The sequence below is a fragment of the Agrobacterium sp. FDAARGOS_525 genome (assembly GCF_003938925.1).
Classification (GTDB): Bacteria; Pseudomonadota; Alphaproteobacteria; order Rhizobiales; family Rhizobiaceae; genus Agrobacterium; species Agrobacterium pusense.
The window spans coordinates 1997704-2022808 of the sequence record NZ_RKIU01000003.1 but is presented as its reverse complement, the minus strand read 5'-3'; the positions used below and the strand labels follow the sequence as shown (position 1 = coordinate 2022808).

The following is a 25105-nucleotide window of genomic DNA, read 5'->3' as shown; positions in this document are numbered from 1 at the left end:
TTTCCCGTGTGAGGGCCGTCGCCTACCTGTGCACGGCGAGCCGCGGGATATCGCGCAGGAAGGCATCGCGCACGGCGGGGCCGAGCGGCTCGTTTGACGGCTTGTCGGAAACACGCAGCCTTGCGAAGACGATGTGCTGGCCTTCACGCTCCGCCCAGCCGACGAACCAGCCGAAGGGGCGGTTGCGGTCGGGATTGCCCTTTTCGTCACGCATGTAGCCGGTTCCGGTCTTGCCGTGCACGGCCCAGCTTTCCGGCGCATCGAAGACCGGTACGATGGCGCGCGTCTTGGCCTGCGCATCGCGGGAGAAAGGAAGATTGCCGGCAAGCAACCGGCGAAGGAAACCGACCTGCTCTACCGGCGAGATGGTGAGCGACGCCCCCAGCCAGGAATGGGTGAGTCCATTGTTCTTGCCAGGCTCGCCCGACACGTCGGCATTACCGTAACCGAGACGCTTCACATAGGCGGCGAATTTTTCCGGGCCGAGGCGGCGGGTGATTTCGCGCGAATACCACAGCACCGAATCCTGCTCCCAGATGGTCGGGTCGACCGTCTTGCGGTCGGCGGCGCGCGCCTCCGTGCCAGGTTTCCAGTCCCAGGCGGGCGATTTTTCATCCTGGAGAATACCGGCATCGTAACCGATCAGCGCCAGCGGCACCTTGAAGGTGGAGGCTGGCGCCACCCGCTGGTCGCAGGCGCCCTGCTGGTTGATGATGGCGCCGGTCTCGATTGATGTAACCAGCGTGCATTCGAAGGCCTGGGGCTGTTGCTGGGCGTCAGCGGAAAACGGCAGGAGCCCCGGAAGGGCAAGGCATGAAAGAAAGATGGCGGGCAGCCGGTAGCGCATGCGTTTTGATGTCCCTCGTCCGCTTTTGCGGATCAATTGCCGGAATGGCCGGAAGCTGTCTTTGATTTCAGACAAGTCATAGCCCGAAACCGTGACACGTTTTCGGATGACATGCCTTTAGGAGGCTGATGGGGCAGGAATAGGACCAAACCGAAAATTGCCGTTTTTCATCACGTCCGCTCCTTTTCTTCCGCCCTTTCGCCGACCGTCAGCGGCCAGTCGACCACATAATCCTCGAAGTCGTCAACATCCACATCGGCCTCGCTGACGGTGCGGCCGCGCGCGGAAATGCCGGCCTGATGCACTGTTTCGGTATCGCCGGAGACGAGATAATGCCACCAGTAGAGATCCTTGCCATCGCGCACCAGCGCATAGGCGCAGGTGGGCGGCAGCCAGCCGATCTCGTGAACCTTCTTCAGGTCAAGCTGGATACAATCAGGCACGGTGGCACGGCGGTTCTCGTAATCCGAGCATCGACAGCTCTCGCCGTCGAGCAGCACGCAGCGGACGGAGGTGAACACCACTTCGCCGGTGTCCCAGTCCTCCAGCTTGTTGAGACAGCACAATCCGCAGCCGTCGCACAGGCTTTCCCATTCCTCGCCGGTCATCTCGGTCAGCGATTTGGTTTTCCAGAACGGCGCGTCATTCATCGTTAACATTTCCGTTTCATTTTGATCTCTTGGACGGGAGTGTTTAACCGGTCCCTAATCCTTTATATCGTATCGCCAAGGGCTGGTTTGTACGATATTTTAGCATATTGGCAGGCGGCGAAGGGGTCATTGGCCCGCGAAAGGCCGCCACGTCAAGCACTTCCGACATAACCATGCCACGGTTTTGCGTCGGGAATGGGTTGAAGCGCAGAATATCGACGGTCGCATTGCCTTAAACAGGAAATATCGCCAGGTGCAGGAAGAAAAAGACGATAAAAAAGGCCGCAAAAAACGGCATATCCTGCTCCGGATCGATAGCTTCATCGACTCCGGCCTGTGGACGGCTGCGGCAAGGCTGGTGGATTTCTGGGAAGATGTCACCATCGCCTCGCGCAAGCTGCATGTCCGCGGCTGGAAGAAGCTCCTCGTCAATCTCACCTGCGACGCGCTGACCTTTGGAACGGCGGGATCGGTCGTGCTTCTGGCGCTTGCCATGCCCGCTTTCGAGGAAACCAAGAAGGACTGGCGTTATCGCGGTGACTTCGCAGTCACCTTCCTCGACCGATACGGCAACACCATCGGTCATCGCGGCATCATCCATGAAGACAGCGTGCCGATCGACCAGATGCCTGATCATTTCATCAAGGCGGTGCTGGCGACCGAGGACCGGCGCTTTTTCGACCATTTCGGTATCGATTTCATCGGCCTTGCCCGCGCCATGAGCGAAAACGCCCGCGCCGGCGGCGTGGTGCAGGGCGGCTCGACGCTGACGCAGCAGCTCGCCAAGAACCTCTTCCTCACCAATGAACGCTCGCTGGAGCGCAAGATCAAGGAAGCCTTCCTCGCGCTGTGGCTCGAGACCAACATGTCGAAGAAGGAAATTTTGAGCCTTTATCTCGACCGCGCCTATATGGGCGGCGGCACCTTTGGTGCTGCTGCGGCCGCGCAGTTTTATTTCGGCAAGAACCTCACCGACGTGACGCTTTCGGAATCCGCCATTCTGGCCGGGCTTTTCAAGGCGCCAGCGAAATATGCACCGCATGTCAACCTTCCGGCGGCGCGTGCCCGCGCGAACACCGTGCTTTCCAACCTCGTGCAGAGCGGGCTGATGACGGAGGGGCAGGTGGTCGGCGCGCGCCGCAACCCCGCCACCGTCATCGACCGCGAAGACGTGAAGGCGCCGGATTATTTCCTCGACTGGGCTTTTGACGAAGTGCAGCGGCTGGCCGCCGCGGGCAAGTTCAAGGATCACACCGTCGTCGTCCGCACCACCATCGACACCGGCCTGCAACAGGCGGCCGAACAGGCGATGGAAATGGGCCTACGCGAACTGGGCGAAGGGTATCGCGTCAAGCAGGGCGCGATGGTGATGATCGAAAATGGCGGTGGCGTGCGCGCCATGGTGGGCGGCCGCGACTATGGCGAAAGCCAGTTCAACCGCGCCACGGCGGCGCTGCGCCAGCCGGGTTCCTCCTTCAAGGTCTATACCTATTCGGCCGCCATGGAAAAAGGCATGAAGCCGGAAACGCTGATTTCCGACGCGCCGGTAACCTGGCGCGGCTGGTCGCCGCAGAATTACGGCCGCTCCTATGCGGGTAAGGTGACGCTGCAGATGGCGCTCGCCAAGTCCTACAATACCGTGCCGGTCCGCCTCGCCAAGGACGTGCTCGGCACGCAGGTCATCGTCGATACCGCCAAGGCGATGGGTGTCGCCACGCCGCTGCGCAGCGACAAGACCATCCCGCTCGGCACATCGGAAGTGACGGTACTGGATCAGGCCACCGCCTATGCCGTTTTCCCGGCTGACGGCATGCAGTCGCGCCGCCACGGCATCGAGCAGGTGCTGGATTACGAGGGCAATGTTCTCTACGATTTCAGCCATGACGAGCCGCCCGCCAAACGCGTGCTGTCCGTAGACGCCAATTCGAAGATGAACCAGATGCTGGTGACCATTCCCGTGATGGGTACGGCGCGGCGCGGTGCGCTTGACAATGGCATCGTCTCCGGCGGCAAGACCGGCACTTCACAGGCCTATCGCGATGCCTGGTATGTGGGCTTTACCGGCAATTACACCACCGCCGTCTGGTTCGGTAACGACGATTTCACGCCGATGAACAACATGACCGGCGGTGCGCTGCCCGCCATGACCTTCAAGCGGCTGATGGATTATGCCCATCAGGGCATGGAGCTGCGCCCCATCCCCGGCATCCAGAACCCGCTGCCGACCGGCGCCCGACCGCAGCCTTCTGCGGAAGTGGCAGCCGCAGCCAGCAGCACACCCGCCCTGCCGGCCCTCACCCGTCCCCGCTCGCTCTCGGCCGAGGCGACCCGTGTAATCCGCTCCATCGGGCGGAAGATGAAGGAAGCCACGGCGCTGAATGTGACGACGCAGAAGGTGGCGGATGCCGCCATCCGCGATAGCAAAGACGAAGCCGCGCGGCGTTAGGGTGTTTCAGTATCCCTATAAGGTATCATGAGACTTTAGAAGGAATAACAGGCGGAATCCTGCACGTTTAAACAATCCCTGATTGCCTCCATGACCGGGATGGTCGATCTGCCATCGACGAAAATGAGGTGCGAAACCAATCCAGGCTTCTCCTGCCTGCGAATAATATAATAGTATTTTACGGAAACTCTACGCAAACTGCCTTTATCCGAGCCTTTCAAGACGTAATATTCCGCAATATTGTTTTTACACTTCAAGATTGAATGGACCTAGCCAGTCAATTCATGTCTAAGTGGATGCGGTTATCTCTTGTGCGATAACAGCGCGCCCCGGAGGACGGCATGAATGATGCGGCGGAAACGCGCGCGGCGGCGGTTGCTCTCCTCGCCGGACTGTGGCTTGCAGCGGATGCGGCACATGCGCAGGACCCCATGCTGCTGATCGACGAGCCGGGTTTTGAATTGCGCCTGTATTTTCAAGCCGGCATCAATGCCGTTGCCGAACAGAACCTGTTCTGGAACTTTTCCGATCGATTTGCGCCGGACGCCGGCTTCGACAGCGACACGCGCTGGCTTGAGGGCTATTTGATGCCCGGCATCGGTTTTACCGCCGACGCCGGCGACCGGCTTCAGGTCTATGGAAAAATCTCGGCCGTTGCCTCCGGCACGCTCGGCACCGACGCCTTCGATGCCGGTGGCACGGGCGCCGTGACACTCGAAGACGGCTATCTCGGCCTGCGCTCGAAGGCGGAGAGCGGCCCGTTCTTCGATATTTCCCTGGGGCCGCGTCCGTTCAAGACGGGAACGGGCATGCTGATTGCCAATGGCGGATCAAGCGGTTTTGAGCGTGGCGCGTTGAAACTAGGGCCGAGAAAGGCTTGGGAGCAGGCGGCGATCCTCCGGCTCGGCAAGGATGACCTGACGGCCACGGCCTTTTTCATCGACGCGAATGAATTATCCGACAAGGACAGCGGAACGAAGATCGTGGGAGCGGATCTGCGTTATGAACCGCAAGAGGGTCGATATGTCGGCGTTACCTTCGGCCATGTGCCGGAATCCGGCTCGCCTTACCCTCGGGCCGCGGCTGGCGGCATCGGCGCGCCGGTCATCATGCCGGCTGCGCGCGAGGGCTTGAGCTTCATCAACGCCTATACCCGTACCAATCCGTTCGACGCGCCATTGCCGGGATTTTTCATCGGCGGCGATATCGCCTATCAATGGAATCCCGACATCGACCTTGCAGCCTGGGGCGGCCGCGCCCAGATCGGCTATGCTTTCGAAGATGTTTCATGGATGCCGACCATCGCCTACAGCTTTCAGACCTTCTCCGGCGACGATCCTTCAACCTCGCGTCTCGAACGCTTCGATCCGCTGTATTACGAGGGCAATCCGAGTGCATGGTCGACGGGCACGAAGTCCTCGATGATGTTTATCAATTCCAACGTCAATGCCCATCAGATCAGCCTGCAGGTGAAGCCAACGCAGGCCGATACATGGACGCTGCGTTACGCGCATATCCGCGCCAACGAGTTGGATAGCCCTATCCAGTTTGGACAGGGCACGCGGCTCGACGACATCGACGGCACGCCCACCCCCGTTGCGGGCGTCGGCAACCGCCATCTCGCCGATGATCTCTATCTGGAATATTCGCGCATCATCAATGCCAATACCTATCTCACCGCCGGCGTCAGCATTTCATTCCCTGGCAAGGGCATGGATTCCCTGACGGCAGAGCATTCGCCGAACTGGCTTGGAGGTTTCGTCAATGTCATCGTCAATTTCTAGAACCCTGCCCGTCCTTCTTGCAGCCATGGTGCCTGTTCTGGCTTACCCCTATGCCGCTGCCAGTCAGCAAGCCGTGCCGCTTTCAGCCGAGCAGTCGGACCCGCTGAAGCTCGGCTGGATGGAGGGCTTTCCGCCGCCGGAAGACAAGATCATCCGCTTTTCGGACAGCGACTATTTCAATTTTCCGAAATTGCGCTGGACAGTGTGCCACTTCCGCCAGCTGATGCCGACGGTCAATGTCAGCCGTGGGCTCGGCGCGCCAGCGGCCCTTGAGCGCAAGCCCGACCCCGCCATCGACGCCGTGACCTTCCGCCCGACCGGCGGTGAGCAGGACATGACCTGGCTGCAATCGCTTTCGGCCAACTATACCGATGGCATCGTCGTGCTGCACAAGGGAGTGCTTGTCTATGAGCGCTACTCCGGCTGCCTCAACGATACGGGGCAGCACGGGGCGATGTCGGTAACGAAATCGCTGACAGGGCTTCTGGGCGAGATGCTGGTTGCCGAAGGGACGCTGGACGAAAATGCCAAAGTCGCGACCGTCGTTCCCGAACTTGAAAAATGCGCGTTCGGCGATGCGACGATCCGGCAGGTGCTGGATATGACGACCGGCCTGCGTTACAGCGAGGACTACGCCGATCCCAATGCCGACGTATGGATATATTCCGCCGCCGGCAATCCGCTTCCCAAGCCCGAGGGTTACGAAGGCCCTCGCAGCTACTTCGACTATCTGAAGACGGTGGTGAAGCAGGGAGAACACGGTTCCGCCTTCGGGTACAAGACCATCAACAGCGATGCGCTTGGCTGGATCATTGCCCGCGCCTCGGGAAAATCGGTTGCAAAGCTGCTTTCCGAGCGCATCTGGAGCCGGATGGGCGCCGAACAGGACGCCTATTACACCGTCGATTCCACCGGCACGCCTTTTGCCGGCGGCGGGCTGAATGCCGGCCTGCGCGACATGGCGCGCATCGGCCAGCTGCTACTCGACGGCGGTATGATGGGCGGCGAGCGGCTCATTCCCCAAAAGGCGATCGACGCCATCCGTCAAGGCGGCGACAAGGCGGTTTTCGCAAAAGGCGGATATCCGGCGCTGCAGGGTTGGAGCTATCGCGCCATGTGGTGGATCACCCACAATGCCAACGGCGCTTTCATGGCGCGTGGGGTGCACGGCCAGGCGATCTATGTCGATCCCGCGGCCGACATGGTCATCGCACGGTTCTCGTCGCATCCTGTTGCCAGCAACGCCGCCAACGATGCGACATCCTTGCCAGCTTATGAGGCTGTGGCCCGTTATTTGATGGAACGGGCGGGGAAGCAGTGAGGGCAGAGCGGTGAAGTCGGGGCGAATCGACTGAAGTTTTCCGTCGGAGTGTGTGGCTCACCCCCCTCTGTCCTGCCGGACATCTCCCCCACAAGGAGGGAGATCGGCAAGACGCTCTACCGCCACTTCAATCTCAAACGTTGAGATGGGCGAGACCTGGCCTCGGGTCGATCTCCCTCCTTGTGGGGGAGATGTCCGGCAGGACAAAGGGGTAAGCCGCAAGCTCCACGCTCCGCGATGCCTCACACCAACAACGTCGCCCTAGCCGTCCCCACCACCATATCTGTCAACCCCGCCAGCCTTTCCGCCGCAAGCCGGTTAACCTGCCAATAGAGCGGGATATCGAGCGGCGTGCCGGGAACGACCTCCATCAGCCGCCCTGCCTGCAAATGCTCCCCCACCAATTGAACCGGATTGAGCCCCCAGCCCATGCCGGCAAGGCTCGCCTTCACAAATCCATCGGTCGAAGGCAACCAGTGCGTCGGGTAGACAATGTCTTCACCCAGCACCTCCCTTACCCAGCTCGCCTGTAGCCGGTCCTTCTGGTTGAAGGTCAAGCCCGGCGCGCAGGCGAGCGTTGCTGATGTTACCCCTTCGGCAAAATGGCGGGTCATGAAATCCGGGCTGGCGGTCGCGTGATATCTGAGTACACCGAGCGGCGTTACCCGGCACCCCTGCACCGGCTTGTCATGGGCGGTCACGGCGGCGAGCACCCTGCCCGCGCGCAGCCATTCCACCGTGTGATCCTGATCGTCGACGGCGATATTAACGAGATAATCGCTGCTACAGGTGAATTTCGACACCGCATCCAGAAACCATGTGCCCAGGCTGTCGGCATTGGTGGCGATGTTGAGCGTCACCCGCTCCTGCGCCGCTCCCGCTTCCGCCAAGGCCGGTAGCTGGCGGAACAATTCGCTTTCCAGCATGCCGACGTGATCCATGTGACGGCAGAGCCACTCACCCTTTTCCGTTGCAACGCAGGGGTTACCGCGCACGATCAACACCACGCCCAGCCGCTCCTCCAGTTGCTTGACACGCTGGGAAACGGCCGATGGCGTGACATGCAGTGCCTGCGCCGCCTTTTCAAAGCTGCCGGTCTGAACAACCAGCGCCGCAGCGCGCATTGCGGGATAGTCCAGCATTAGTAGCTCTTATTCTGACTGAGATCGTTTAATTTGATTAATCCGTCATGGAGAAATATCCAAGCCCTGCTTCATATCATTTCGACAAAAAGCGGTAGCGGGCGTGGACATCCAGATCTTCTTTACCGGCCTCACCATGGGCCTCAGTCTCATCGTCGCCATCGGCGCGCAGAATGCCTTTGTGCTGAAACAGGGGCTGGCGCGCTCGCATGTGTTTGCCGTCTGCGCCACCTGTGCGATATCGGACGCGCTGCTGATCACCGTCGGCGTGTTCGGTTTCCAGCGGATCAGCGCCATCATGCCGGCGCTTGATCCCATCATGCGTTATGCCGGCGCCGCCTTCCTCATCTGGTATGGTGCCAAAAGCCTGCACTCGGCTTTGCGTTCGTCGGAAGCGCTGTCAGTGGCCGAGCGACGGGAAGCGAGCCTGTGGCAGACGCTGGCCATCTGCCTGGCCCTCACCTTCCTCAATCCGCATGTCTATCTCGACACGGTCGTGCTGCTCGGCACGATTTCCACGCAGTTTCCCGGCTTTGAAAAGACCTTTGCCGCAGGGGCGGCCACCGGCTCGCTGCTGTTCTTCTTTTCGCTGGGCTACGGAGCGCGCTGGCTGCGACCGATCTTCGAAAAACCTTCCGCCTGGCGCATCCTCGAAGGCGTCATCGCCATCACCATGTGGGCCATCGCCTTCAAGCTCGTCATGGGCGCATAGTCCAGGAATTTCGCGCTCCAGTCACTTTCACGAGGACTAAACAAGCCGCGCCATTTTCCAAACAGGGAATCAGTGATAGTCCTCGACCTGTTCATAAACGGGAAAACAGCGTGTTCCGAGTTCCATTCCTTGTCGGCATCGCCCTTCTGATCGCCTTTGGCGGCGGTATTGCCGCAACGCTCGCGGCGCTTGAAGCGACCTCCGGTTTCGGTTCGATCCGTATCGGTTCCTGGGACGCGTTTCCGGAAGCGCAGACGATCGAGGCCGATCCTTATGCCAAGTCGCACCGCGCTGACGCCGGCAAGCTGCTTTACGGAACGGCGGAGGGGCTGGCCTTCACCGCGTCCGTCGACAGCGAGGGCCAGCGCCTGAGCGGCGAATGCCGCTACCGGCTGGCCGGGGCTGTGCCACCAGCACGTTTCTGGACGCTTTACACCGCCGATCAGCAGGGCAATGTGCTGGCTGAGGATGCCGGACGGCCATTCGCGCTCAATTCCCGCACGCTGCTGCGCAGCGCCGATGGCGGCATAGACATCACCATTGCTTCGGATGCCCAGACCTATAACTGGCTCGCGGTGCCTCAGGGACAGACCTTCAAGCTCGTCCTGACCCTGCTCGACACGCCTGTGGCCGGCAGTTCCGGCCTGATCGACATTTCCATGCCGCAGATCCGCAAGCTGGGGTGTGGCAATGCTTAGGGTCCTGCTCGCCATCGTCACCGGTCTCGTCGGCGCGGCCGTGCTGCATGTCATCATTCTCCTGGCGATACCGCACTTCAGCAATCGCGACGCCTATACGCGGGCAGTGGCGGAAGGAAAACCGCACCTGTTCCATCTGCTTGAAGAAACGACGGAAAAAAAGACGCTGGGCAGCGGCGATCCCTTCATGCGGGTGGCCGTATGCACCTTCAATATTGAGGAACAGCCGATCCGGCTGACCGCCATCGGGGCCGTGCCCTTCTGGTCCGTGGCGGTTTACGACAAGGCCTCGAACGAGGTGTTCAGCATGAATGACCGCACATCCGCCGCCGGCGTCATGGATATTCTGGTGGCAGATGCGGTGCAGATCGCCGCCATCCGCAAGGCGCAACCGCCCGCGCTTTCACAGGCAATTCTGGCGGAATCGGATCAGACGGAAGGATATGTGGTTTTGAGGACCCTCGTACCGCAGCCGAGTTTCGGCGAAGAGGCGGAACGGTTCCTGAACGAGGCAAAGTGCCAGCCGACGCCGTGGAAATAACGGCGGCTTATTTTTATTAATCAGGATTTCAAGGCGGTTTCCGGTGCGGATTTGCCCTTGCGCGCAACCTTGCCTGCCGGCTCGCTGTCGCGTTTCTCATAACGAACGCCGGTGAACAGAACCACTTTCGCGGGGCCGATCATCGTGCTGACCACGCCTGCGGGACGCAGGCTTCGTCGGGCGTCAACAAGTGGAATAATGTCTGCCATGCTCTTCTCCTCTTCGGGAGTCAATGTTGCCCATGGGAACCGCGCAAGCCTCGTCTTGCGTCGGGAATTTCATCACCATCACATTGCGCATAATCCAGCCCACAGGCTGGTTTTCGCATATCCCTGAAAACCATCGCGGGTTTTAACGCTGGGCTATGCGGACATTCAGGCATCAGACGCCGGTTCGGCTCTTATTCCGGATTTCAGAATAACATGGAATCCTAATACTGCCCATGAAATTACAAACAGACAGAGGTTAATGATCCGTTAACCCTAATGACCGGGTGGCGTTTTCTCCTTTGCCGAGCCACACCCGTTGAAAACAAAGGCGAGGCCGCAAAGTTCCGCGGCATTTTCCCCACCACACGATTTTAAAATTTGCCTGTTGATATTGGCGGTTTCTCTCTTGGCGGCACCCATAGTTAACAGGACGTCAACGGATTTGCTCTAAATTGAACCGATATTGTGTTTGCGTTTGTTGGGTAGTGCGTTGACCGACCGGTTTCGAGAACTTGAGAGGCCAAGAGCCGTGAGGAAGAAAGATGTGGTGCTGATGGCCACCGTGACGAATTTCGAGAATGTTCCTCTTCCGTCAAAAACGGATCTCCGGCAATTCGCCGAACTTTTCATGCCGCTTTTTAATGCCTCCACCGATGAAGCTAAGCGGGAGGCAATTGCCGCCCTTTCGCAGCACCCGAACGTGCCTTCCGCGGTTGCCTTCTTCATTGCCTGCCAGCCGATTTCGCTTGCGGCTCCTTTCCTCATTGCCTCGAAGTGCCTCGACGACGACACGCTCATCACCATTGCCCGCACGCAAGGGGCCGCCCACGCACGCGCCATCGTCCGGCGGGAGGACCTCTCCCCCACCGTCATCGACGCGCTCGTGGGCCTGCGGCACATCGAAGACCTCAAGCGACCGCAAGAGGAAACCCCTGCCACTGAACCGCCGGCAGCGGTGAGCATCGAAGCGCCGAAGGCGGAAGTGAAGACGGACAACATCGCCGCGGCTTCCGCGCTCGAAGAAGAAATGCGCCAGCGGATCAAGCAGATGGCGCGCCATCTCAACCGCCCGGAAAGCGATGTCCTCGGCCTTCGCCGCCTCAGCGAGGTGCAGGACGCGCTGCTGGTACGTTTTGCCCGCGAACGCAATGCGCGGCAGTTCGCGGTGGCGCTGGCGGATTCCCTCTCCTCCAGCTACTGGCTGTCGGAGCGCATCATGCTCGATATATCGGGCGCGCAGCTTGCCACCACGCTGACCGGCCTCGGCATGGAATTTTCCGAGGCCGCCTTCGTCTTGCAGTGCTTTTATCCGCATCTTTCCGCCGCGGAAGGCGATATGAGCCGGGCGGAAGCCCTGCTTGACCGTCTCAACACCGTGGAATGCGAAGAGCGGCTGGAAAGCTGGCGGCGCGCCGACAGCTACACCCATGGCCGCGAGCGGCCGGGCCGTAGCGCACCGGCTGCGCAGAGAACCGGGACGCAGGGTTAAGCGGGCTGGCCTTGCATCTTCAGTAGTGCGAGGTCATTCGCGGATGGAGAACCGGATTCCACTTTCCCTGGTTCTAGGCTTTGGGCTGATCCACCAGCGTCAGCAACGTTCCGATGTCATCGGTTTCGATCTCCACGACCCACAGGTCGCTGTCGAACCGCCGTTCCCTTTCCAGCAGGGCAGCACTTTCCTCGCCCTCGACACCGGCCAGACGCGTTTCGAAACGGCGCTCGGCGTGGATGATGTCCTCGTCCTCAGCGAAACTTTGCGGGGCGGGTCCATAGAGGTTCTCGCGGCCGTCACGCAGCCGCTGGCGAACGAAGATAGCGCCCGCCTCCTCCGCACCCTTCTTTTCGACAGCGGCAAATCCACCGGCAGCGAAGACGCGGCGGATGAGGGCTGAGACGAACATTTCGGATTTGAGGCGCATGGGTTTGCTTTCGATTTTTGCGCTGCCTAGGTGGGTGGGGTTTCGATGTTGATTTTTAAGCTGACGAAGGTGTGCGTGGCTTTACCCCCCTCTGCCCTGCCGGGCATCTCCCCCTCAAGGGGGGAGATCGGCAAGCGGATAAGTCTCACCCATCTCAACACTTGCGAATGAAGTGGTGGTAGCGCCTCCTGCCGATCTCCCCCCTTGAGGGGGAGATGCCCGGCAGGGCAGAGGCGGGTAGAGCCACACACGCCCCACGCTGCCGTCAAAACCTAAAGCGCCCCGATCGACTTCAACTTCTTCAGCACGGCCTCACTCGGCTCGCCGGTTTCCGGCAGACGGTAGTGTTTTTCGAACGCCCTGATGGCATTGCGGGTCTGCTGGCCGGCCACGCCGTCCACCTTCACGTCGGCATAGGCGATATTGATCAGCCCCTGCTGAATCTTGGCGATGAGATCGCGGCTTGCGGGTTTCGCGGCGCTGTTGAGGGAGACCGGTTCGGCCTTGGGATGCGGCGCTTCCGCCTTGCGAATGGCGGCGGCAACGGGGTCGATTTCGACACCGCCGCTGCTATCGGCAGGCCGGTCCTTCGGGATCGCGGCAACCGTTGCGCCATCGATCCTGAGCGCCGCCAGCACCCGGCTTGTCGGCTCGCCGGTCTGTTCCATGCCGAGCGTTTCTTCAAAGAACATAATGGCGGCGGCCGTCTTCGGTCCCATGCGACCGTCCGCCTCGCCCTCATAAAGCCCGCGCTTCTTCAGTTCGCCCTGAATGTCGGCGACGATCTGCTGCGGTTTCTGGCTTTCGGCGACGGGTTGCGCCGGCGTTTCGGCCGCAGGCTGCTGTTGTGCCGTTTCCGTTTCTTCCGGGCGCTCTATGCGGAATGTGGTGACGTTGCCATGGGTGCCGAGTGGTTCGGCCGGGCGATAACCGGCAATGCCGTTCGGGTTTTCCGCATCGCGCGTGCGCAGGAAGGGCGACGGGTGCACACCAGGCTGGTACCAGAGCGCGTTGGCGGCGACAAAACCGAAGACGACCGCGAAGGCACCGCAGCCGCCCACCAGTTTCGGATGGCGCAGGATTTCGCGCCCGATGGCCGAAACCACCAAGGAAACAATCCCGGCGCCAATCTGGGCCGTTGTTTTCTTAGGCGATTTTCGCTTTCGCGGAGCCATCGTCACCGTCCTTTCTCATTTTCGCGGCCATGTCGCCAAGCTGCCGTATGCGCGGTGGGAACTCCACCATGCTTTCGGCGTCAGCGCTTTCGCCGCCACCCGCCATGCCGGAACCATCGGCAGGCAAAGTGATCGTTACGACCGTCCCCTCGCCGGGCTTGCTGGCGATGGCGAATGTGCCGCCATGCAGAGCCACGAGCCCCTTGACCAGGGACAATCCCAGACCCGTGCCTTCATAGCGACGGGTATATTCATTCTGAACCTGCATGAAGGGCTGGCCCAGCAGTTCAATCTTGTCAGACGCGATGCCGATGCCGGTGTCGCTCACCGTCAATTTCAGCATTGCGCCTTCGCGCGCAGCGTCGATCGATACCACACCACCGGCATCGGTGAATTTTATGGCATTGCCGGCGAGGTTAATGAGAACCTGACGGATGGCGCGCTGATCGGCCGAGATTTCACCGATGCCGCGCTGGATGCGGCTGGTCAGGGTCAGGCCCTTTTCTTTCGCCTGAAGGCCGAGCATCGCTTCGCACGACGAGATGGTTTCCGCAATCGGGAAGCTTTCCATCATCAGCTCGTAACGGCCGGCCTCCAGCTTGCTCATATCGAGCATTGTGTTGACGACGGACAGAAGATGGGCGCCAGACTGGCGAATGAGGCCGACATATTCCCGCTGACGGTCGTTCTCCAGCCGTCCGAAATACTCGCCGGCGAGAATATCGGAGAAACCGAGGACGGCATTGAGCGGCGTGCGCAGTTCATGGCTGACGGCAGCGAGGAAACGCGACTTGGCGTCATTGGCGGATTCCGCCTCGGCTGCCTTGCGGGCGACATCGCGGCGCAGACGCTCCATCTCGGTAATATCGGTGAGCTGGGCGACGATGCGGCGCAGGCGACCTGTCGCGCCGCGAATGGCGGTCATCTCGATACGGGCGTGCATGAATTGCGCCTGGCGCGATTTCGCACCGGTCTCGAAGCGGAGTTCGGCGGTTGCCCTGTCCTCACCCTGCCGCAGGACGTCGAAAGCCTGCATCAGTTCGATACGATCGGAGACATAGACATATTCAACGAGGATATGTCCTTTGCTGGCTTGAAGGTCGGCCGGGAATGCCGCGCAATCGCGACCGGACACGTGTTCGACGAAGCCGGTTTCACCGATCACCAGCACCAGGCCCGGCACCTGCGATGCCGCGATCAGATCGTCGTTCACCGAGGAAACCGAATGAGCGGATGCGCCGTGCGCAGAATGGGAGAAGGCGATCAGCAGGGCGGCGGCGGCCAGAAACAGCGCCAGCACCAGGGCCGCACCGATGGGCAGCGCGATGGCGGGGCTGACGACGAGGCTGAAAATGGCTGGTACAACCACAAGGCCGACGGCGCTGAAGGCAATCAGCCAGCGCAGGCGCGCAACGGTCCCGGCGCGCCTTTCGGCGTCCTCTTCCATGCGCGCAAGCCATCTGCCCGCTGCATGGTCGACCAGTGCGACCGCTTTTTCTCTCATATTGCGCAATACCAAACCCGAATCCTGAAGGCGGTTCCAACGGCTCCGACAATAGAAGGCGGCGGCTTAAGGAATGGATAAAAAGAATGGGCTGAAAAGCCCGTCAAATGCGTGACAGTCCCATTACGGGGCATTTCCAGGAAGCTTTGCCAATCATGGTTAATGACGGGTAAGCGACGGATTTCGCTTCATTTTTGCCATCGCGTTAACTTTTGCGGCAGAGCTTTTCGCCGCTTTCGCCCGGAACGCGCGGCCTCTGTCGCAATTATGCTTAACATGGACCGTTAAAATGCGAGTGAATTGATGGCCGCCGTCCCGATCCGAGGAGAATAGATACAATTTGAATTAAATTGCGCCGCTTTTTGCAATCGGCTGTTCGCCGGTCGTCTGTAGGTTGTTCACAAGCCCGAAAAACGGGACAAAGGCCGATGACCCGAAACCGGGCGGGGCTTTCGAAAACAAAGATCATCTGGCAGGGTGTCTGACAATGTGGTTTCTGATCAAAGGAACATTCTGGTTTTCGCTGGTACTGGTGGCGCTGTCCTATTTCGGCAGCAGCAACGATCCGGCCAAGGAACCTTCGGCCTTCGATATTCCCAGCGCCGTTTCGGCTGCCGGCGAGGCCTATCGTTATGTCAGCGCCATCTGCATCGAAAAGCCCGATGTCTGCATCAAGGGCGCCGAAACCTTCCATGCGCTGGGCGAAAGGGCAAAGGAAGGCGCAAAGGTTGCCTATGAACTGCTGGACAAGCAGCTTGCCTCCGGGGACAAGCCCGCCGATGTTGCCGACGTTGCGGCAGAAGCCGAAAAGCTTGCAGCGGCACCCGTTGTCAGCGTCGAGTTTCCCGCAGATGCCGACATGCTGAAGACCGGCACCGTCATTCCCCTGCCGCAGAAGCGCCCTGCTCCCTGATCCTGCCGGCCACCGCGCCCGCCTTTATTGCGGATGGAGATTTCCTTCCGCCACTGCCTGCCAAACTTGCCCACGGAACCTGTTTTCCGTGGGCTTTTTCGTGGGCTATGGTTCAAAACCGACCGCACTTCACCTATATCGTGACGCAGACCTGCAATAACGGATGATACGGCGCACAAATGGCCTCTCTCGAAACGATCCTTGACGACTTCGCTTTCCTCGATGACTGGGAGGATCGCTATCGTTATGTCATCGAACTCGGCAAGGCGCTGCCCGATCTGCCGGAAGACAAGCGCACGGCTGAAAACAAGGTTCAGGGGTGCGCCAGCCAGGTTTGGCTCGTCAGCCATAGCGACGGCGCCGAAGACCCTCTCCTGACCTTCGAGGGCGATTCGGATGCGCATATCGTGCGCGGCCTCGTCGCCATCGTGCTTGCGGTCTATTCCGGCAAAAGGGCCTCTGAAATCGCCGGTCTCGACGCGATCGAGGTATTCGACAAAATAGGGCTCGTGGAACATCTGTCGTCGCAGCGCGCCAACGGCCTGCGCTCGATGATCAAGCGTATCCGCGAGGAAGCCCGGCTGCTTGCCGCCTGAGATTTATCGCGTCATCGATGGGCGATAATTAGCATCGCCCCAATGGTGTTCTTTCCTGCCTGCACGGGTTGCAGGCGGCGCGTAGTGGCGCGCCAGCGCCAGCAATGCGGCACGCAGCAGCAATTTTGCCGAACGCGCCGGCCATTGCCTCTCGCGTTCCACCGTCTCCAATCCCTTTTCGAAACAGCAGATATCGATAGCGACGCCAGATAATTCAGGCCCCATCGCCTCGGCTGCGCGGGAAAACCGTGTTCTTGCGGCCATTGCTGCCTCGGTGAGTTCGAGCGCGCCTCCCGCCTCACCCTTTGTGCGGCTCGCCGTTCTGGGTTCCCATGTCGCCGTCACCCTGGGATTGAGGTGGCCGCGATGAAAATCGGCGGCCAGTCGCTCCCCCGCCTCCAGCGCATCCGGTGGAAAGAATGCCGCGCCGTCGCGCTCCTTCAGCCTTGAAAGGCTGATCAGCTGCGAGGTGTTGAGGTTACGCCTGGCCGACTGCTTCGCATCGCCGATATCCACGACAACCGTCTGCATATCGCGATGCTGCTCCTGAAAAATCTCGTCGCGGTCTTTTGCCATTGCGCGTTTCAGGTAGGAGGCGAGCGGCGGCGCCGCATGAAGGGTGTTTTCCCGCTGCTCGACCAGCCCGGACGAAACGGCAAGCCGCACCGCCGCGGCCGAAAGCCGTAGCGCGGGATGCCCTGCCCGCCTCCGGCGCAGCACAATGTCGCCCCCCTCCGGGGACATCTCGGCTGCGCCGGCGGCGATGCACCGCAGCAGCCGCAATAGATGAGGATCGGAGAAGGCAGCCGGCATAGGTTTCGTCTCAGTCATCCCGGCCCCCTGTCATCACGTTGACGATACTGCCGGTAAGCCGCTCGAGCGTGGCGACAAACTCGTCAAATGCCGGTTCGTCCCGTCGGTCCTCGACCACCTGGCAGGCATGGCCGACCGTCGTCCTGTCCCGGCCGAAGCAGGGTCCAATATCCGACATGGGAATGCCAAGCTGCACATGGCACACATACATCGCGATCTGGCGGACGTGGCACTCCATGCGCCTGATATCGCGGCGCACCGGCGTTCGCTCACCCGTCAATCGCACCATCTCCCCGGTGAGTTGCCGCACCAGACGGCAAAGACGGGAAATGTCATCCCGCCCGCCCGCAGACGGCCACGAACGAATGGGACGATCACGCACCCGCAGGCAAGGCCGCGCGGCAGCAGACAGAAACATGGTATCCGACGGCATATGCAACTCCTCTACGAATAGGAATTAATTCATACACCTGAGGAAAGGCTTGGGGAAGCGCAAATTTTGCGATGGAGTTCAGGCCATTGACATAGCTTGATTTTCTCGAAAGTGATGGACGTAATTGAGGATTTTTTTCCTCATCCGATATTGCGCGAGACGATAAAAAGCCGATCTCCACGCTGGCTGAGGGGTGATGATTTTCCGTGGAGAGTGGATGATGGCAAGCAGCGGCGCCCGCAGGCTTTCGCCGCGTAGCATCCGGCGTGCAGCGCAATAAGGTTCCCTATCGCGAAAGGGTTGTTTCTCACGGCGCGGATACGACGTTGATGGCGGCCTTATGATGCTCGGCTTCGTTCCGGAACCGCACGCCAAGGCATGGTCTTCAATCCCGAAAACAAAATCGGCCGGTCTAAGGACCGGCCGTATTAACTTGCGACTTCCGGCTTTCACTGCAAGCCGGATTGTCTTCGAAAATCAGCGGTTGGCCTTGCGGCGCTGACCGAGACCCATTTCCTTGGCGAGCCGCGAGCGGGCTTCGGCATAGGCGGGCGCAACCATCGGATAATCGACCTGCAGGTCCCATTTCTCGCGGTATTCTTCCGGCGTCATGCTGTGATGCGTCGTGAGATGGCGCTTGAGCGACTTGAAGGAGCCGCCGCATTCCAAACAGACGATATGATCGTCCTGAACCGACTTGCGGACAGAGACGGCCGGCTTCTGCTTTTCAACATTGACCGCTACCGATGCCGGCGCGGACGTTCCGCTGAGCGCCGTGTGAACATCCGAAATAAGGCCGGGAAGCTCCGTTACCGGGACGACGTGGTTGCTAACATAGGCAGCCACAATATCCGCCGTCAGTTCGACCAGCAGATCCTGGGCGTTACCGTATGCAGTTTCCGTCATTTAAGTATCTCCTGTTAGTGATCCCCTGACGCGGGCGAACGCCGCATCGAGCGATGTGAAGTTACCGGTGCCCCCACCTTCGCCCTGTTGAAACCAACGTGAAATCTACCCCTAGATTTCAAGCGAAAACCGGAAACGTATTGGTCCGAGATTCAACTTATGACCCGCGACATGGGCAGCAATGGTCCTGAGACCCGTAGATTAGACATTAATAAAATGCCTATGCCGACTATGAAGAGGCTAGATGCAAATCGCGATTAGCAACTTTACACTTAATTTGGATAACAGCAAAACAGCAAAAGTCAAATTCCTGCTGTGAATTTTTTAGTTCAAAACAGTCTAATCGGAATACAAAAAATTACGGGTAATAAAATACTATGCCTAGTAGTAATTGAAAACGCGCACCCCCTATTATTAGGGGGTAATTCAACTTCAAATTTTCTTGAGGTCATCAACTACCGATTTAACGGAAAGCGGATAACCTGCCTTGTGCGCAGCCATTGCAAGAAGATGCGCGGAAACCGGCGCCGTCAGAACGAAAAAGAAGAAACCGGCGAGCGCCCGAGCCAGCGTCGATATATCCATAGAGTGGATGCCCACCGCCAGAAGCAGCAGGCCGGAGCCGACCGTCCCCGCCTTGGATGCGGCATGCATGCGGGTGTAAACATCAGGCAGGCGATTGAGCCCGATTGCGGCGATCAGTGAAAAGGCGGCACCCGAGATCATCAGCGCCGCAACCAGGATAGCAACGATCCAACCCATTACCGCCTTCCCTTTTCTTTTCCGCTATTCACCTGAATTTTCGAGGGGTTCTCAGCGAATTCAGACCGGCGTGCGCCATCCAGAACCCCTTTCGGGCCGCGCCCGCCATCCGGTCCGCGCGACAGCACGAAGCGCGCGAACGCCACCGTGGCCAGAAAACCGACGAGCCCGAGGGCAATGGCAATGTCGACATAGAGATTGAAGCCGGTGCGGATGGCAATGACCGCAATGAAGCCGATGGCGATGCCGACCAGCATGTCCAGCGCGACGATACGGTCCGGCAAGGTGGGACCAACGACAACGCGGTAGACTGTCAGCAAAAAGGCCACCGAGAGAACAACCAGCGCAAGTATATTTGCAGATGAGACTATCTGTTCCGGCGTCATTGCTGAAACGCCTCCATGATCTTCTTTTCGAAGCCGTTCTTAATGTCGTTTTTTGCGGTTTCGATATCGCTGCAATCGATTGCGTGCACGTAGAGCACCTTTCTGTCAGGGGAAACATCGACGGAAAGCGTGCCGGGCGTGAGCGTGATGAGATTGGCGAGCAGCGTGATTTCGAAATCCGTGGTTACGGTCAGCGGATAGGCAAAAATGCCGGGTTGAACGTCCAGTTTCGGGCGTGTCACCATCACGGCAACCTTCCAGGCGGAAAGCGCAAGCTCCTTGAAGAACAACAGCACCAGCGACAACACGCGGCCAAGACGCAGCCAGTGGTTGCGCCCGCCGGGAAGCTGGTGGCGGATAAGCCAGAGCGCCAGCGTGGAGACGATGAGGGCGAAGATGATGTTTGCCAGCGTCAGGCTGCCCGTTACCGCAAGCCATACCGCCACGAACAGCAATTGTACGACATAGAGGCTCATGGCTTGCCTCCTTCTGGAAAGACCGAATGAATATAGGCTTGCGGGTTCCCGAGCCCGGCTGCGGCATCCTGGCTGAGATCAAGCAGGCTTTCGGGAAACAGGCCGAAGAACACGACCAGCAGCGTCAGCGCGACCAGCGGAGCGACGGAGGGCGCCGCGGCGGGCAAGGCGGGTTGCGGCAATGGCTTTGCCGCCGGACGCCAGAAACACAAAAGGAAGACGCGTCCGAAGGCGATGGTGGCGATGAAACCGGAGAGGAGAATGGCGGCGGCCAGCCACCATGCGCCGATATCGATCGCCGATTTGACCAGGACCGCCTTCGGCCAGAAGCCGGAAAAGGGCGGCAGGCCGGAACCGGCGAAAAACAGCGCGAGCGCAAGCGCCGAAAACCACGGAGCCTGCCGGTAAAGGCCGCCAAGCACGGTGAGGCTGAAACCGCCGCCGAGACGGGCGGCGTGGCCTGCGGCAAGGTAGAGCGCCGTCATCAGCACCATGGAATGCAGCGCGTAGAAGATCGCGCCTGAGACGCCTGACGGCGTGCCGATGGCGATGCCCGCCATCATGTAGCCGATGCCGGATATGACGATATAACCGAGCATCCGGCGAATATCGTTCTGGGCGAGCGCACCCATGGCGCCGAGCACCATTGTCAGCGCGGCGGAAGCGGCGATGACGATGCTGAGTTCCTCCCGCTCGACCGGGAACAGCATGACCATGACGCGCAGCAGCGAATAGATGCCGACCTTGGTTAGCAGTCCACCGAACAGGGCGGAGACGACGATGCGCGGCGTGTGATAGGAAGCGGGAAGCCAGAAATTCACCGGAAAAGCCGCCGCCTTCATGGCGAAGGCAAGCGTGAAGAGGCTGGCAAGCGTCATCAGCGGCGCGGTTTCGCGCAGTCCGTTTGCCTTCAACGCGATATCGGCCATGTTGAGCGTGCCGAAGATGGCGTAGAGATAACCCACCGTGATCAGGAAAAGCGTCGTGCCGATGAGGTTCAGGACGGCATATTTCAACGCGCCGTCGATCTGCTCCCGCGTCGAGCCGAGCACGATGAGGCCGAAGGACGAGATCAGCAGCACTTCGAACCAGACATAGAGGTTGAAGATGTCTCCGGTCAGGAACGCGCCGGTAACGCCGGCCATCAGCAGCATCAGGAAGGGATAGAAGCCGTAACGTCTGCCGCTGGCGTCAATATCGCTGCCAGCGTGAATGGCGCCGGCCAGCGCGACGATGGCGGCCGCGAGTGACAGCAACCCGCCGGTGAGATCGGCCGTGAAGGCGATGCCGAAGGGCGGCAGCCAGCGGCCCATGACCATGGTGAACGGCCCTTGCGTGGCAACCTTCCATAAGAAGGCGGCATCGAGAACCACGAGGAGGGCCAGTGCGGCGATGGCGACCGGCGCATGGTAGCGAATGGCGTGGCGCATCATCATCAGCACCGCGCCCGCGCCGATGCACAGCGCGATCGGAAGAATGATCAGCCAGTCCGGCAGCGGCACGGGCGCCATGACGAGCGCGGCGGAAAGATCGGTAACAGCGGAGGTGGGGGATGAAGCCATGTCGTTTCAGCCTCGCCGCTCAATAACCGAGCGGCGGCAGGGGCTCGCCTGCCGGTTCTGCGGTGCGCATTTCATCGGTATCGTCGGTCTGCAACTCCTGAAACGCGCGCCATGTCAGGACCAGCAGGAAACAAAAGAATGAAAAGGAAATCACGATCGCCGTCAGGATGAGCGCCTGCGGCAGCGGATTGGCAGCCCCTGCGGGCAGCGTGTCCATGCCCGCCGGAATGATCGGCGGCACCTCCCGGGTGAGCCGCCCCGCCGTGAAGAGCAGCAGGTTGACCGCATTGCCGAGAATGGCGATGCCCAGCAGCACGCGGATGCTGTGACGTGACAGCATGAGGTAGATCGCGACCGAGAAGAAGATGCCGACGAGAATGGAGAAGATCGCTTCCATCAGTCGCTTTCCCTTTCTTCCAGCGCCAGCGCAATGGATGTGATGGCACCGACCACGACCAGATAGACACCGATATCGAAGGACATGACGGTGGAGAGCGCCAGTTCGACGCCGAAGAGGTTCGGATAGACCCAAAGCCCGGTCATGAAGGGCACGCCGGCGACAATGGAAACGAGGCCGGAGAGCATCGAAAGCAGGAGCCCTGCCCCGGCAATCGCCAGCGGGTGAAAGAAGATTGCGCGCCGCACCGCCGCCACGCCATAGGCGATGCCGTAGATCGCCAGCGCCGAGACCGCGATCAGGCCGCCGATGAAGCCGCCGCCCGGCTCGTTATGGCCGCGCAGCAGGACGAAGATGGAAAACAGCACCATCAGGCTGGTGACGACGGGCGCCACGGTGCGCAGAATGAGCGTGTTCATGCCCGCGCTCCCTTCTTTTTGAACCTTTTCGCCGGCTCCTTGACCGCGGCAGGGCGGATACGGATCAGCGCCAGGATGGCAAGGCCCGTTATCATCACGACAGCGATTTCTCCCAGCGTATCCGTGCCGCGGAAATCGACGATGATGACGTTGACGACGTTCGCTCCATGGGCGATGACCTTGGAATAGCTGTTGTAGAAATCGGTCAGGCGATTGTCGAAGCTCACCTGCGTCGCGCGCATCAGGTAAAGCGCAAAGCCAGTCCCGCAGGCAATTGCAATGCTGCTGTCCAAGAGCTTCTGGCCAAGGCCGCGATGGTCGGATGGCGACAGGCGCAACCGCGTCATCACCAGCGTCAATATGACGACGGACAGCGTTTCCACCATGAACTGCGTGAAGGACAGGTCCGGGGCGCCGAACAGCAGGAAGATGACTGCCACCGCGAAGCCCTGGATGCCGAGCGCGATGATCGCCGTCAGGCGGCTCGACGCCGTCAGCACAGCGATGAGCCCCGCCACGGCAATGGCGATGAAGGTCAGTTCATGGATCGGCGCATCCCGCGGCCATGACGGCATGGACGGCAATTCGCCATAGAGGAACAGCGGCACGAGCAGCACGGCGGCGATGACAGCGAAAGTGGCGGTAACGTAAAATTCGAGACGGCCCGGCTGGATCAGCCGGGTGATGTGGAACGACATTTTCACCAGCATTTCGATGAAGACGTCAAAGCCTCGGTCCGGCCCTGCCCCCAGCGCCCTGAAGGTGCGGTCGATCAGGCCACGGACAGCGGAAAGCTGCGTATAAAGGACGATGCCGAGTGCGATGGTGAGCAGCGACAGGCCGAGCGGCACGCCGATATGCGGAATGAGCGAGATTTCCACCGGTCGCGCCTCACCGGCAATGGCGCTTGCCATGGGTGTCGAGATGTAGAAATGCGCGATGCCGGAGAACAGAGCGATGGTGAGCCCCTTCAGCGCCAGAAGCGCCGGGCCGAGCCAGAGCAGCAGCGGGCCTTCATGTGCCTGTTTCGGGGTCTTTACCGGCTTGCCGAGAAAGGGTTTCAGCGCCACTGCAAAGGCGACGGCAAACATCAGCCCGTTGCCGAGAATGGCAATGCCGGTGAACAGCACGGCACGCGGATTGCCATGCGCGAGCGCATAATAAATCTCTTCCTTGGCAAGAAAACCAAAGAAGGGCGGCAGGCCGGCCATGGAAATCGCGGCCGCCAGCGCCGCCGCAAAGGTGACGGGCATGGCTCTTCGCAGGCCGCCAAGCTTCGTGACGTCGCGTGTGCCGGTCTCATGGTCGATGATACCGGCGACCATGAACAGTGCGCCCTTGAACAGGGAATGCGCCACCAGATAGAGCACCGCCGCCTCGATGGCATGGTCGGAGCCGAAACCCGTCAGCATGACCAGCAGGCCGAGCGACGACACCGTGGTATAGGCGAGCATCAGCTTGAGATCGGTCTGGCGTATGGCAAGCAGCGCGCCGGTGAGCATGGTCAGCCCGCCGAAGAAGGGCAGCAGTATCTGCCAGGCGGCGGTATCGCCCAGAACCGGATTGAGCCGCATCAGCAGATAGACGCCGGCCTTCACCATGGTCGCGGAGTGCAGATAGGCCGAAACGGGGGTAGGCGCCTCCATGGCGTTGGGCAGCCAGAAATGAAAGGGAAACTGCGCCGATTTGGTGAAGGCACCGCCGAGCACCAGCAGCAGCGCGGCCAGATAAAAAGGGCTGTCACGCAGGATGTCGCCGCTGCGCACCAGCATCGACAGCTGCGTCATCCCGCTCATGTCCCAGATGAAGATCAGCCCGGCAAGCAGCAGCAGTCCGCCGCCGCCGGTCACCACCAGTGCCTGCAATGCGGCGCGGCGCGAGGCGGCACGTTCATGGTCGAAACCGATCAGCAGGAAGGAGGTGATGGAGGTCAGCTCCCAGTAGACGAACAGCATCAGCAGACTGTCCGAGACGACGACGCCCAGCATCGCGCCCATGAACAGCAGCAGGAAAGACAGGAATCGGCCCTGCTGCGGATGCCCCTTCATGTAGCCGCCGGCATAAAGCACGATCAGCAGGCCGATGCCGGTGATCAGCAGCGCAAAGGTGAGCGACAGGCCGTCGATGAACCAGGAAAAGCTGAGATTGAAACTTGGGACCCAGGCATAACCGCCCGTCACCACGCCGCCAGCCGCCACCTGCGGCAACATCAGTGCGAAATGGACAAAGGAAAGCGCCGGCGCAATCGCCAGTATCCAGGCGGCATTGTGCCCGAATCTCTTCACCAGCGCCGGTGCGGCGAGCGCCGCGAGAAACGGCAGAAATAGCGACAGAAATGTCATCGGCGTGACATCGGACGTCATTCATATCTCCCGGGGTGTCCCCCACCCCTGCGCGCCATGGCTGGCGTTCTTGTTTCAAATCGGATTTTTCAGTTAAGGCATAGGCAATGCCTTCTCAACCCAAATCGACACCCGGTCCCGTTTCATAACGG

General features: G+C 60.3%; 26 protein-coding genes. 9 read left to right on the top strand and 17 right to left on the bottom strand.

The features are described from left to right. Window positions 1-22: 22 nt before the first annotated feature. Complete coding sequence (gene blaOXA, locus EGT36_RS11275; RefSeq protein ID WP_037091572.1) at window positions 23-847, bottom strand: class D beta-lactamase; 825 nt, start codon at window positions 845-847, stop codon at window positions 23-25. Window positions 848-1017: 170 nt separating this feature from the next. Next, window positions 1018-1497: a YcgN family cysteine cluster protein gene (locus tag EGT36_RS11270; protein ID WP_037091575.1), complete on the bottom strand. Its 480-nt coding sequence runs from the start codon at window positions 1495-1497 to the stop codon at window positions 1018-1020. A 253-nt stretch (window positions 1498-1750) separates the two neighbouring features. Here EGT36_RS11270 and EGT36_RS11265 point away from each other — a divergent pair, with 253 nt between their 5' ends. The 3 genes from EGT36_RS11265 to EGT36_RS11255 all read left to right on the top strand — a co-directional run bounded on the left by EGT36_RS11265 (window position 1751) and on the right by EGT36_RS11255 (window position 7048). Then, window positions 1751-3943: a transglycosylase domain-containing protein gene (locus tag EGT36_RS11265; protein ID WP_035210867.1), complete on the top strand. Its 2193-nt coding sequence runs from the start codon at window positions 1751-1753 to the stop codon at window positions 3941-3943. A 341-nt stretch (window positions 3944-4284) separates the two neighbouring features. Then, a complete protein-coding gene (locus EGT36_RS11260) occupies window positions 4285-5727 on the top strand; it encodes an alginate export family protein (RefSeq protein ID WP_037091577.1) in 1443 nt (480 codons plus the stop codon). Further along, window positions 5708-7048, top strand: coding sequence for a serine hydrolase domain-containing protein (locus tag EGT36_RS11255; RefSeq protein ID WP_081950615.1), 1341 nt, complete (start codon window positions 5708-5710; stop codon window positions 7046-7048). Before EGT36_RS11260 ends, EGT36_RS11255 begins: the two co-directional genes overlap by 20 nt. A gap of 242 nt (window positions 7049-7290) precedes the next feature. Here EGT36_RS11255 and EGT36_RS11250 read toward each other — a convergent pair whose 3' ends face one another. Then, window positions 7291-8190, bottom strand: a complete 900-nt coding sequence (locus tag EGT36_RS11250; RefSeq protein WP_037091584.1) for a LysR family transcriptional regulator ArgP — start codon at window positions 8188-8190, stop codon at window positions 7291-7293. Window positions 8191-8293: 103 nt separating this feature from the next. Between EGT36_RS11250 and EGT36_RS11245 the strand changes: the two genes are divergently transcribed. The 3 genes from EGT36_RS11245 to EGT36_RS11235 all read left to right on the top strand — a co-directional run bounded on the left by EGT36_RS11245 (window position 8294) and on the right by EGT36_RS11235 (window position 10141). Beyond that, the gene (locus EGT36_RS11245; protein ID WP_004440685.1) at window positions 8294-8902 is read left to right on the top strand and encodes a LysE/ArgO family amino acid transporter; all 609 of its coding nucleotides are present in this window, start codon (window positions 8294-8296) and stop codon (window positions 8900-8902) included. Between the two features lie 110 nt (window positions 8903-9012). Beyond that, window positions 9013-9600, top strand: a complete 588-nt coding sequence (locus tag EGT36_RS11240) for a DUF1214 domain-containing protein (protein WP_037091587.1) — start codon at window positions 9013-9015, stop codon at window positions 9598-9600. Then, window positions 9593-10141 carry a DUF1254 domain-containing protein gene (locus tag EGT36_RS11235; protein WP_004440682.1) on the top strand — a complete coding sequence of 183 codons (549 nt, stop codon included), beginning with the start codon at window positions 9593-9595 and terminating at the stop codon, window positions 10139-10141. Before EGT36_RS11240 ends, EGT36_RS11235 begins: the two co-directional genes overlap by 8 nt. A gap of 20 nt (window positions 10142-10161) precedes the next feature. Here the strand turns inward: EGT36_RS11235 and EGT36_RS11230 are convergent, their stop codons facing one another. Continuing rightward, window positions 10162-10350, bottom strand: a complete 189-nt coding sequence (locus EGT36_RS11230) for a hypothetical protein (protein WP_004440680.1) — start codon at window positions 10348-10350, stop codon at window positions 10162-10164. Between the two features lie 553 nt (window positions 10351-10903). Between EGT36_RS11230 and EGT36_RS11225 the strand changes: the two genes are divergently transcribed. Next, complete coding sequence (locus tag EGT36_RS11225; RefSeq protein WP_202049000.1) at window positions 10904-11839, top strand: DUF2336 domain-containing protein; 936 nt, start codon at window positions 10904-10906, stop codon at window positions 11837-11839. A 73-nt stretch (window positions 11840-11912) separates the two neighbouring features. Here EGT36_RS11225 and EGT36_RS11220 read toward each other — a convergent pair whose 3' ends face one another. From EGT36_RS11220 to EGT36_RS11205, 3 genes are all read right to left on the bottom strand, one after another. Beyond that, on the bottom strand, window positions 11913-12269 hold the full coding sequence (locus EGT36_RS11220; protein WP_037091593.1) for a DUF1491 family protein: 357 nt from the start codon (window positions 12267-12269) through the stop codon (window positions 11913-11915). Between the two features lie 272 nt (window positions 12270-12541). Next, complete coding sequence (locus tag EGT36_RS11210; RefSeq protein WP_125270409.1) at window positions 12542-13444, bottom strand: peptidoglycan-binding domain-containing protein; 903 nt, start codon at window positions 13442-13444, stop codon at window positions 12542-12544. After that, window positions 13416-14948 (bottom strand): sensor histidine kinase, encoded by a 1533-nt coding sequence (locus EGT36_RS11205; protein WP_037091596.1) that lies wholly within the window; start codon window positions 14946-14948, stop codon window positions 13416-13418. Before EGT36_RS11205 ends, EGT36_RS11210 begins: the two co-directional genes overlap by 29 nt. Window positions 14949-15435: 487 nt before the next feature. Here EGT36_RS11205 and EGT36_RS11200 point away from each other — a divergent pair, with 487 nt between their 5' ends. Further along, window positions 15436-15861 (top strand): DUF5330 domain-containing protein, encoded by a 426-nt coding sequence (locus tag EGT36_RS11200; protein WP_004440675.1) that lies wholly within the window; start codon window positions 15436-15438, stop codon window positions 15859-15861. Between the two features lie 179 nt (window positions 15862-16040). Further along, on the top strand, window positions 16041-16457 hold the full coding sequence (locus EGT36_RS11195; protein ID WP_037091598.1) for a SufE family protein: 417 nt from the start codon (window positions 16041-16043) through the stop codon (window positions 16455-16457). Between the two features lie 3 nt (window positions 16458-16460). Here EGT36_RS11195 and EGT36_RS11190 read toward each other — a convergent pair whose 3' ends face one another. The 10 genes from EGT36_RS11190 to EGT36_RS11145 all read right to left on the bottom strand — a co-directional run bounded on the left by EGT36_RS11190 (window position 16461) and on the right by EGT36_RS11145 (window position 24974). Next, window positions 16461-17288 carry a DUF6456 domain-containing protein gene (locus EGT36_RS11190; RefSeq protein WP_037091601.1) on the bottom strand — a complete coding sequence of 276 codons (828 nt, stop codon included), beginning with the start codon at window positions 17286-17288 and terminating at the stop codon, window positions 16461-16463. After that, window positions 17281-17703, bottom strand: coding sequence for a helix-turn-helix domain-containing protein (locus tag EGT36_RS11185; protein ID WP_037091604.1), 423 nt, complete (start codon window positions 17701-17703; stop codon window positions 17281-17283). The genes EGT36_RS11190 and EGT36_RS11185 overlap by 8 nt, the downstream gene beginning before the upstream one ends. Window positions 17704-18180: 477 nt before the next feature. After that, the gene (gene ros, locus EGT36_RS11180; protein WP_004440665.1) at window positions 18181-18609 is read right to left on the bottom strand and encodes a MucR family transcriptional regulator Ros; all 429 of its coding nucleotides are present in this window, start codon (window positions 18607-18609) and stop codon (window positions 18181-18183) included. 432 nt (window positions 18610-19041) lie between these two features. Continuing rightward, entirely contained in the window at window positions 19042-19371 is a 330-nt protein-coding gene (mnhG, locus tag EGT36_RS11175) for a monovalent cation/H(+) antiporter subunit G (protein ID WP_004440653.1), read from the bottom strand. Then, on the bottom strand, window positions 19371-19757 hold the full coding sequence (locus EGT36_RS11170) for a cation:proton antiporter (RefSeq protein WP_037091607.1): 387 nt from the start codon (window positions 19755-19757) through the stop codon (window positions 19371-19373). Before EGT36_RS11170 ends, mnhG begins: the two co-directional genes overlap by 1 nt. Beyond that, complete coding sequence (locus EGT36_RS11165) at window positions 19754-20233, bottom strand: Na+/H+ antiporter subunit E (RefSeq protein WP_037091609.1); 480 nt, start codon at window positions 20231-20233, stop codon at window positions 19754-19756. The genes EGT36_RS11170 and EGT36_RS11165 overlap by 4 nt, the downstream gene beginning before the upstream one ends. Next, entirely contained in the window at window positions 20230-21795 is a 1566-nt protein-coding gene (locus tag EGT36_RS11160; RefSeq protein WP_037091612.1) for a Na+/H+ antiporter subunit D, read from the bottom strand. The genes EGT36_RS11165 and EGT36_RS11160 overlap by 4 nt, the downstream gene beginning before the upstream one ends. A gap of 19 nt (window positions 21796-21814) precedes the next feature. Beyond that, the gene (locus EGT36_RS11155; RefSeq protein WP_006700064.1) at window positions 21815-22192 is read right to left on the bottom strand and encodes a Na+/H+ antiporter subunit C; all 378 of its coding nucleotides are present in this window, start codon (window positions 22190-22192) and stop codon (window positions 21815-21817) included. Beyond that, window positions 22192-22611 carry a Na(+)/H(+) antiporter subunit B gene (locus EGT36_RS11150; protein ID WP_004440637.1) on the bottom strand — a complete coding sequence of 140 codons (420 nt, stop codon included), beginning with the start codon at window positions 22609-22611 and terminating at the stop codon, window positions 22192-22194. The genes EGT36_RS11155 and EGT36_RS11150 overlap by 1 nt, the downstream gene beginning before the upstream one ends. After that, window positions 22608-24974, bottom strand: coding sequence for a putative monovalent cation/H+ antiporter subunit A (locus EGT36_RS11145; RefSeq protein ID WP_006700063.1), 2367 nt, complete (start codon window positions 24972-24974; stop codon window positions 22608-22610). The genes EGT36_RS11150 and EGT36_RS11145 overlap by 4 nt, the downstream gene beginning before the upstream one ends. Between the last annotated feature and the right edge of the window lie 131 nt (window positions 24975-25105).

Excerpts from the sequence above, each read along its gene's own strand:
- blaOXA (WP_037091572.1), bottom strand. The coding sequence starts at position 847 with ATGCGCTACCGGCTGCCCGCCATCTTTCTTTCATGCCTTGCCCTTCCG.
- EGT36_RS11270 (WP_037091575.1), bottom strand. The coding sequence starts at position 1,497 with ATGAATGACGCGCCGTTCTGGAAAACCAAATCGCTGACCGAGATGACC.
- EGT36_RS11260 (WP_037091577.1), top strand. The coding sequence starts at position 4,285 with ATGAATGATGCGGCGGAAACGCGCGCGGCGGCGGTTGCTCTCCTCGCC.
- EGT36_RS11255 (WP_081950615.1), top strand. The coding sequence starts at position 5,708 with ATGTCATCGTCAATTTCTAGAACCCTGCCCGTCCTTCTTGCAGCCATG.
- EGT36_RS11250 (WP_037091584.1), bottom strand. The coding sequence starts at position 8,190 with ATGCTGGACTATCCCGCAATGCGCGCTGCGGCGCTGGTTGTTCAGACC.
- EGT36_RS11235 (WP_004440682.1), top strand. The coding sequence starts at position 9,593 with ATGCTTAGGGTCCTGCTCGCCATCGTCACCGGTCTCGTCGGCGCGGCC.
- EGT36_RS11230 (WP_004440680.1), bottom strand. The coding sequence starts at position 10,350 with ATGGCAGACATTATTCCACTTGTTGACGCCCGACGAAGCCTGCGTCCC.
- EGT36_RS11225 (WP_202049000.1), top strand. The coding sequence starts at position 10,904 with ATGGCCACCGTGACGAATTTCGAGAATGTTCCTCTTCCGTCAAAAACG.
- EGT36_RS11220 (WP_037091593.1), bottom strand. The coding sequence starts at position 12,269 with ATGCGCCTCAAATCCGAAATGTTCGTCTCAGCCCTCATCCGCCGCGTC.
- EGT36_RS11210 (WP_125270409.1), bottom strand. The coding sequence starts at position 13,444 with ATGGCTCCGCGAAAGCGAAAATCGCCTAAGAAAACAACGGCCCAGATT.
- EGT36_RS11205 (WP_037091596.1), bottom strand. The coding sequence starts at position 14,948 with ATGAGAGAAAAAGCGGTCGCACTGGTCGACCATGCAGCGGGCAGATGG.
- EGT36_RS11200 (WP_004440675.1), top strand. The coding sequence starts at position 15,436 with ATGTGGTTTCTGATCAAAGGAACATTCTGGTTTTCGCTGGTACTGGTG.
- EGT36_RS11195 (WP_037091598.1), top strand. The coding sequence starts at position 16,041 with ATGGCCTCTCTCGAAACGATCCTTGACGACTTCGCTTTCCTCGATGAC.
- EGT36_RS11190 (WP_037091601.1), bottom strand. The coding sequence starts at position 17,288 with ATGACTGAGACGAAACCTATGCCGGCTGCCTTCTCCGATCCTCATCTA.
- EGT36_RS11185 (WP_037091604.1), bottom strand. The coding sequence starts at position 17,703 with ATGCCGTCGGATACCATGTTTCTGTCTGCTGCCGCGCGGCCTTGCCTG.
- ros (WP_004440665.1), bottom strand. The coding sequence starts at position 18,609 with ATGACGGAAACTGCATACGGTAACGCCCAGGATCTGCTGGTCGAACTG.
- mnhG (WP_004440653.1), bottom strand. The coding sequence starts at position 19,371 with ATGGGTTGGATCGTTGCTATCCTGGTTGCGGCGCTGATGATCTCGGGT.
- EGT36_RS11170 (WP_037091607.1), bottom strand. The coding sequence starts at position 19,757 with ATGACGCCGGAACAGATAGTCTCATCTGCAAATATACTTGCGCTGGTT.
- EGT36_RS11165 (WP_037091609.1), bottom strand. The coding sequence starts at position 20,233 with ATGAGCCTCTATGTCGTACAATTGCTGTTCGTGGCGGTATGGCTTGCG.
- EGT36_RS11160 (WP_037091612.1), bottom strand. The coding sequence starts at position 21,795 with ATGGCTTCATCCCCCACCTCCGCTGTTACCGATCTTTCCGCCGCGCTC.
- EGT36_RS11155 (WP_006700064.1), bottom strand. The coding sequence starts at position 22,192 with ATGGAAGCGATCTTCTCCATTCTCGTCGGCATCTTCTTCTCGGTCGCG.
- EGT36_RS11150 (WP_004440637.1), bottom strand. The coding sequence starts at position 22,611 with ATGAACACGCTCATTCTGCGCACCGTGGCGCCCGTCGTCACCAGCCTG.
- EGT36_RS11145 (WP_006700063.1), bottom strand. The coding sequence starts at position 24,974 with ATGACGTCCGATGTCACGCCGATGACATTTCTGTCGCTATTTCTGCCG.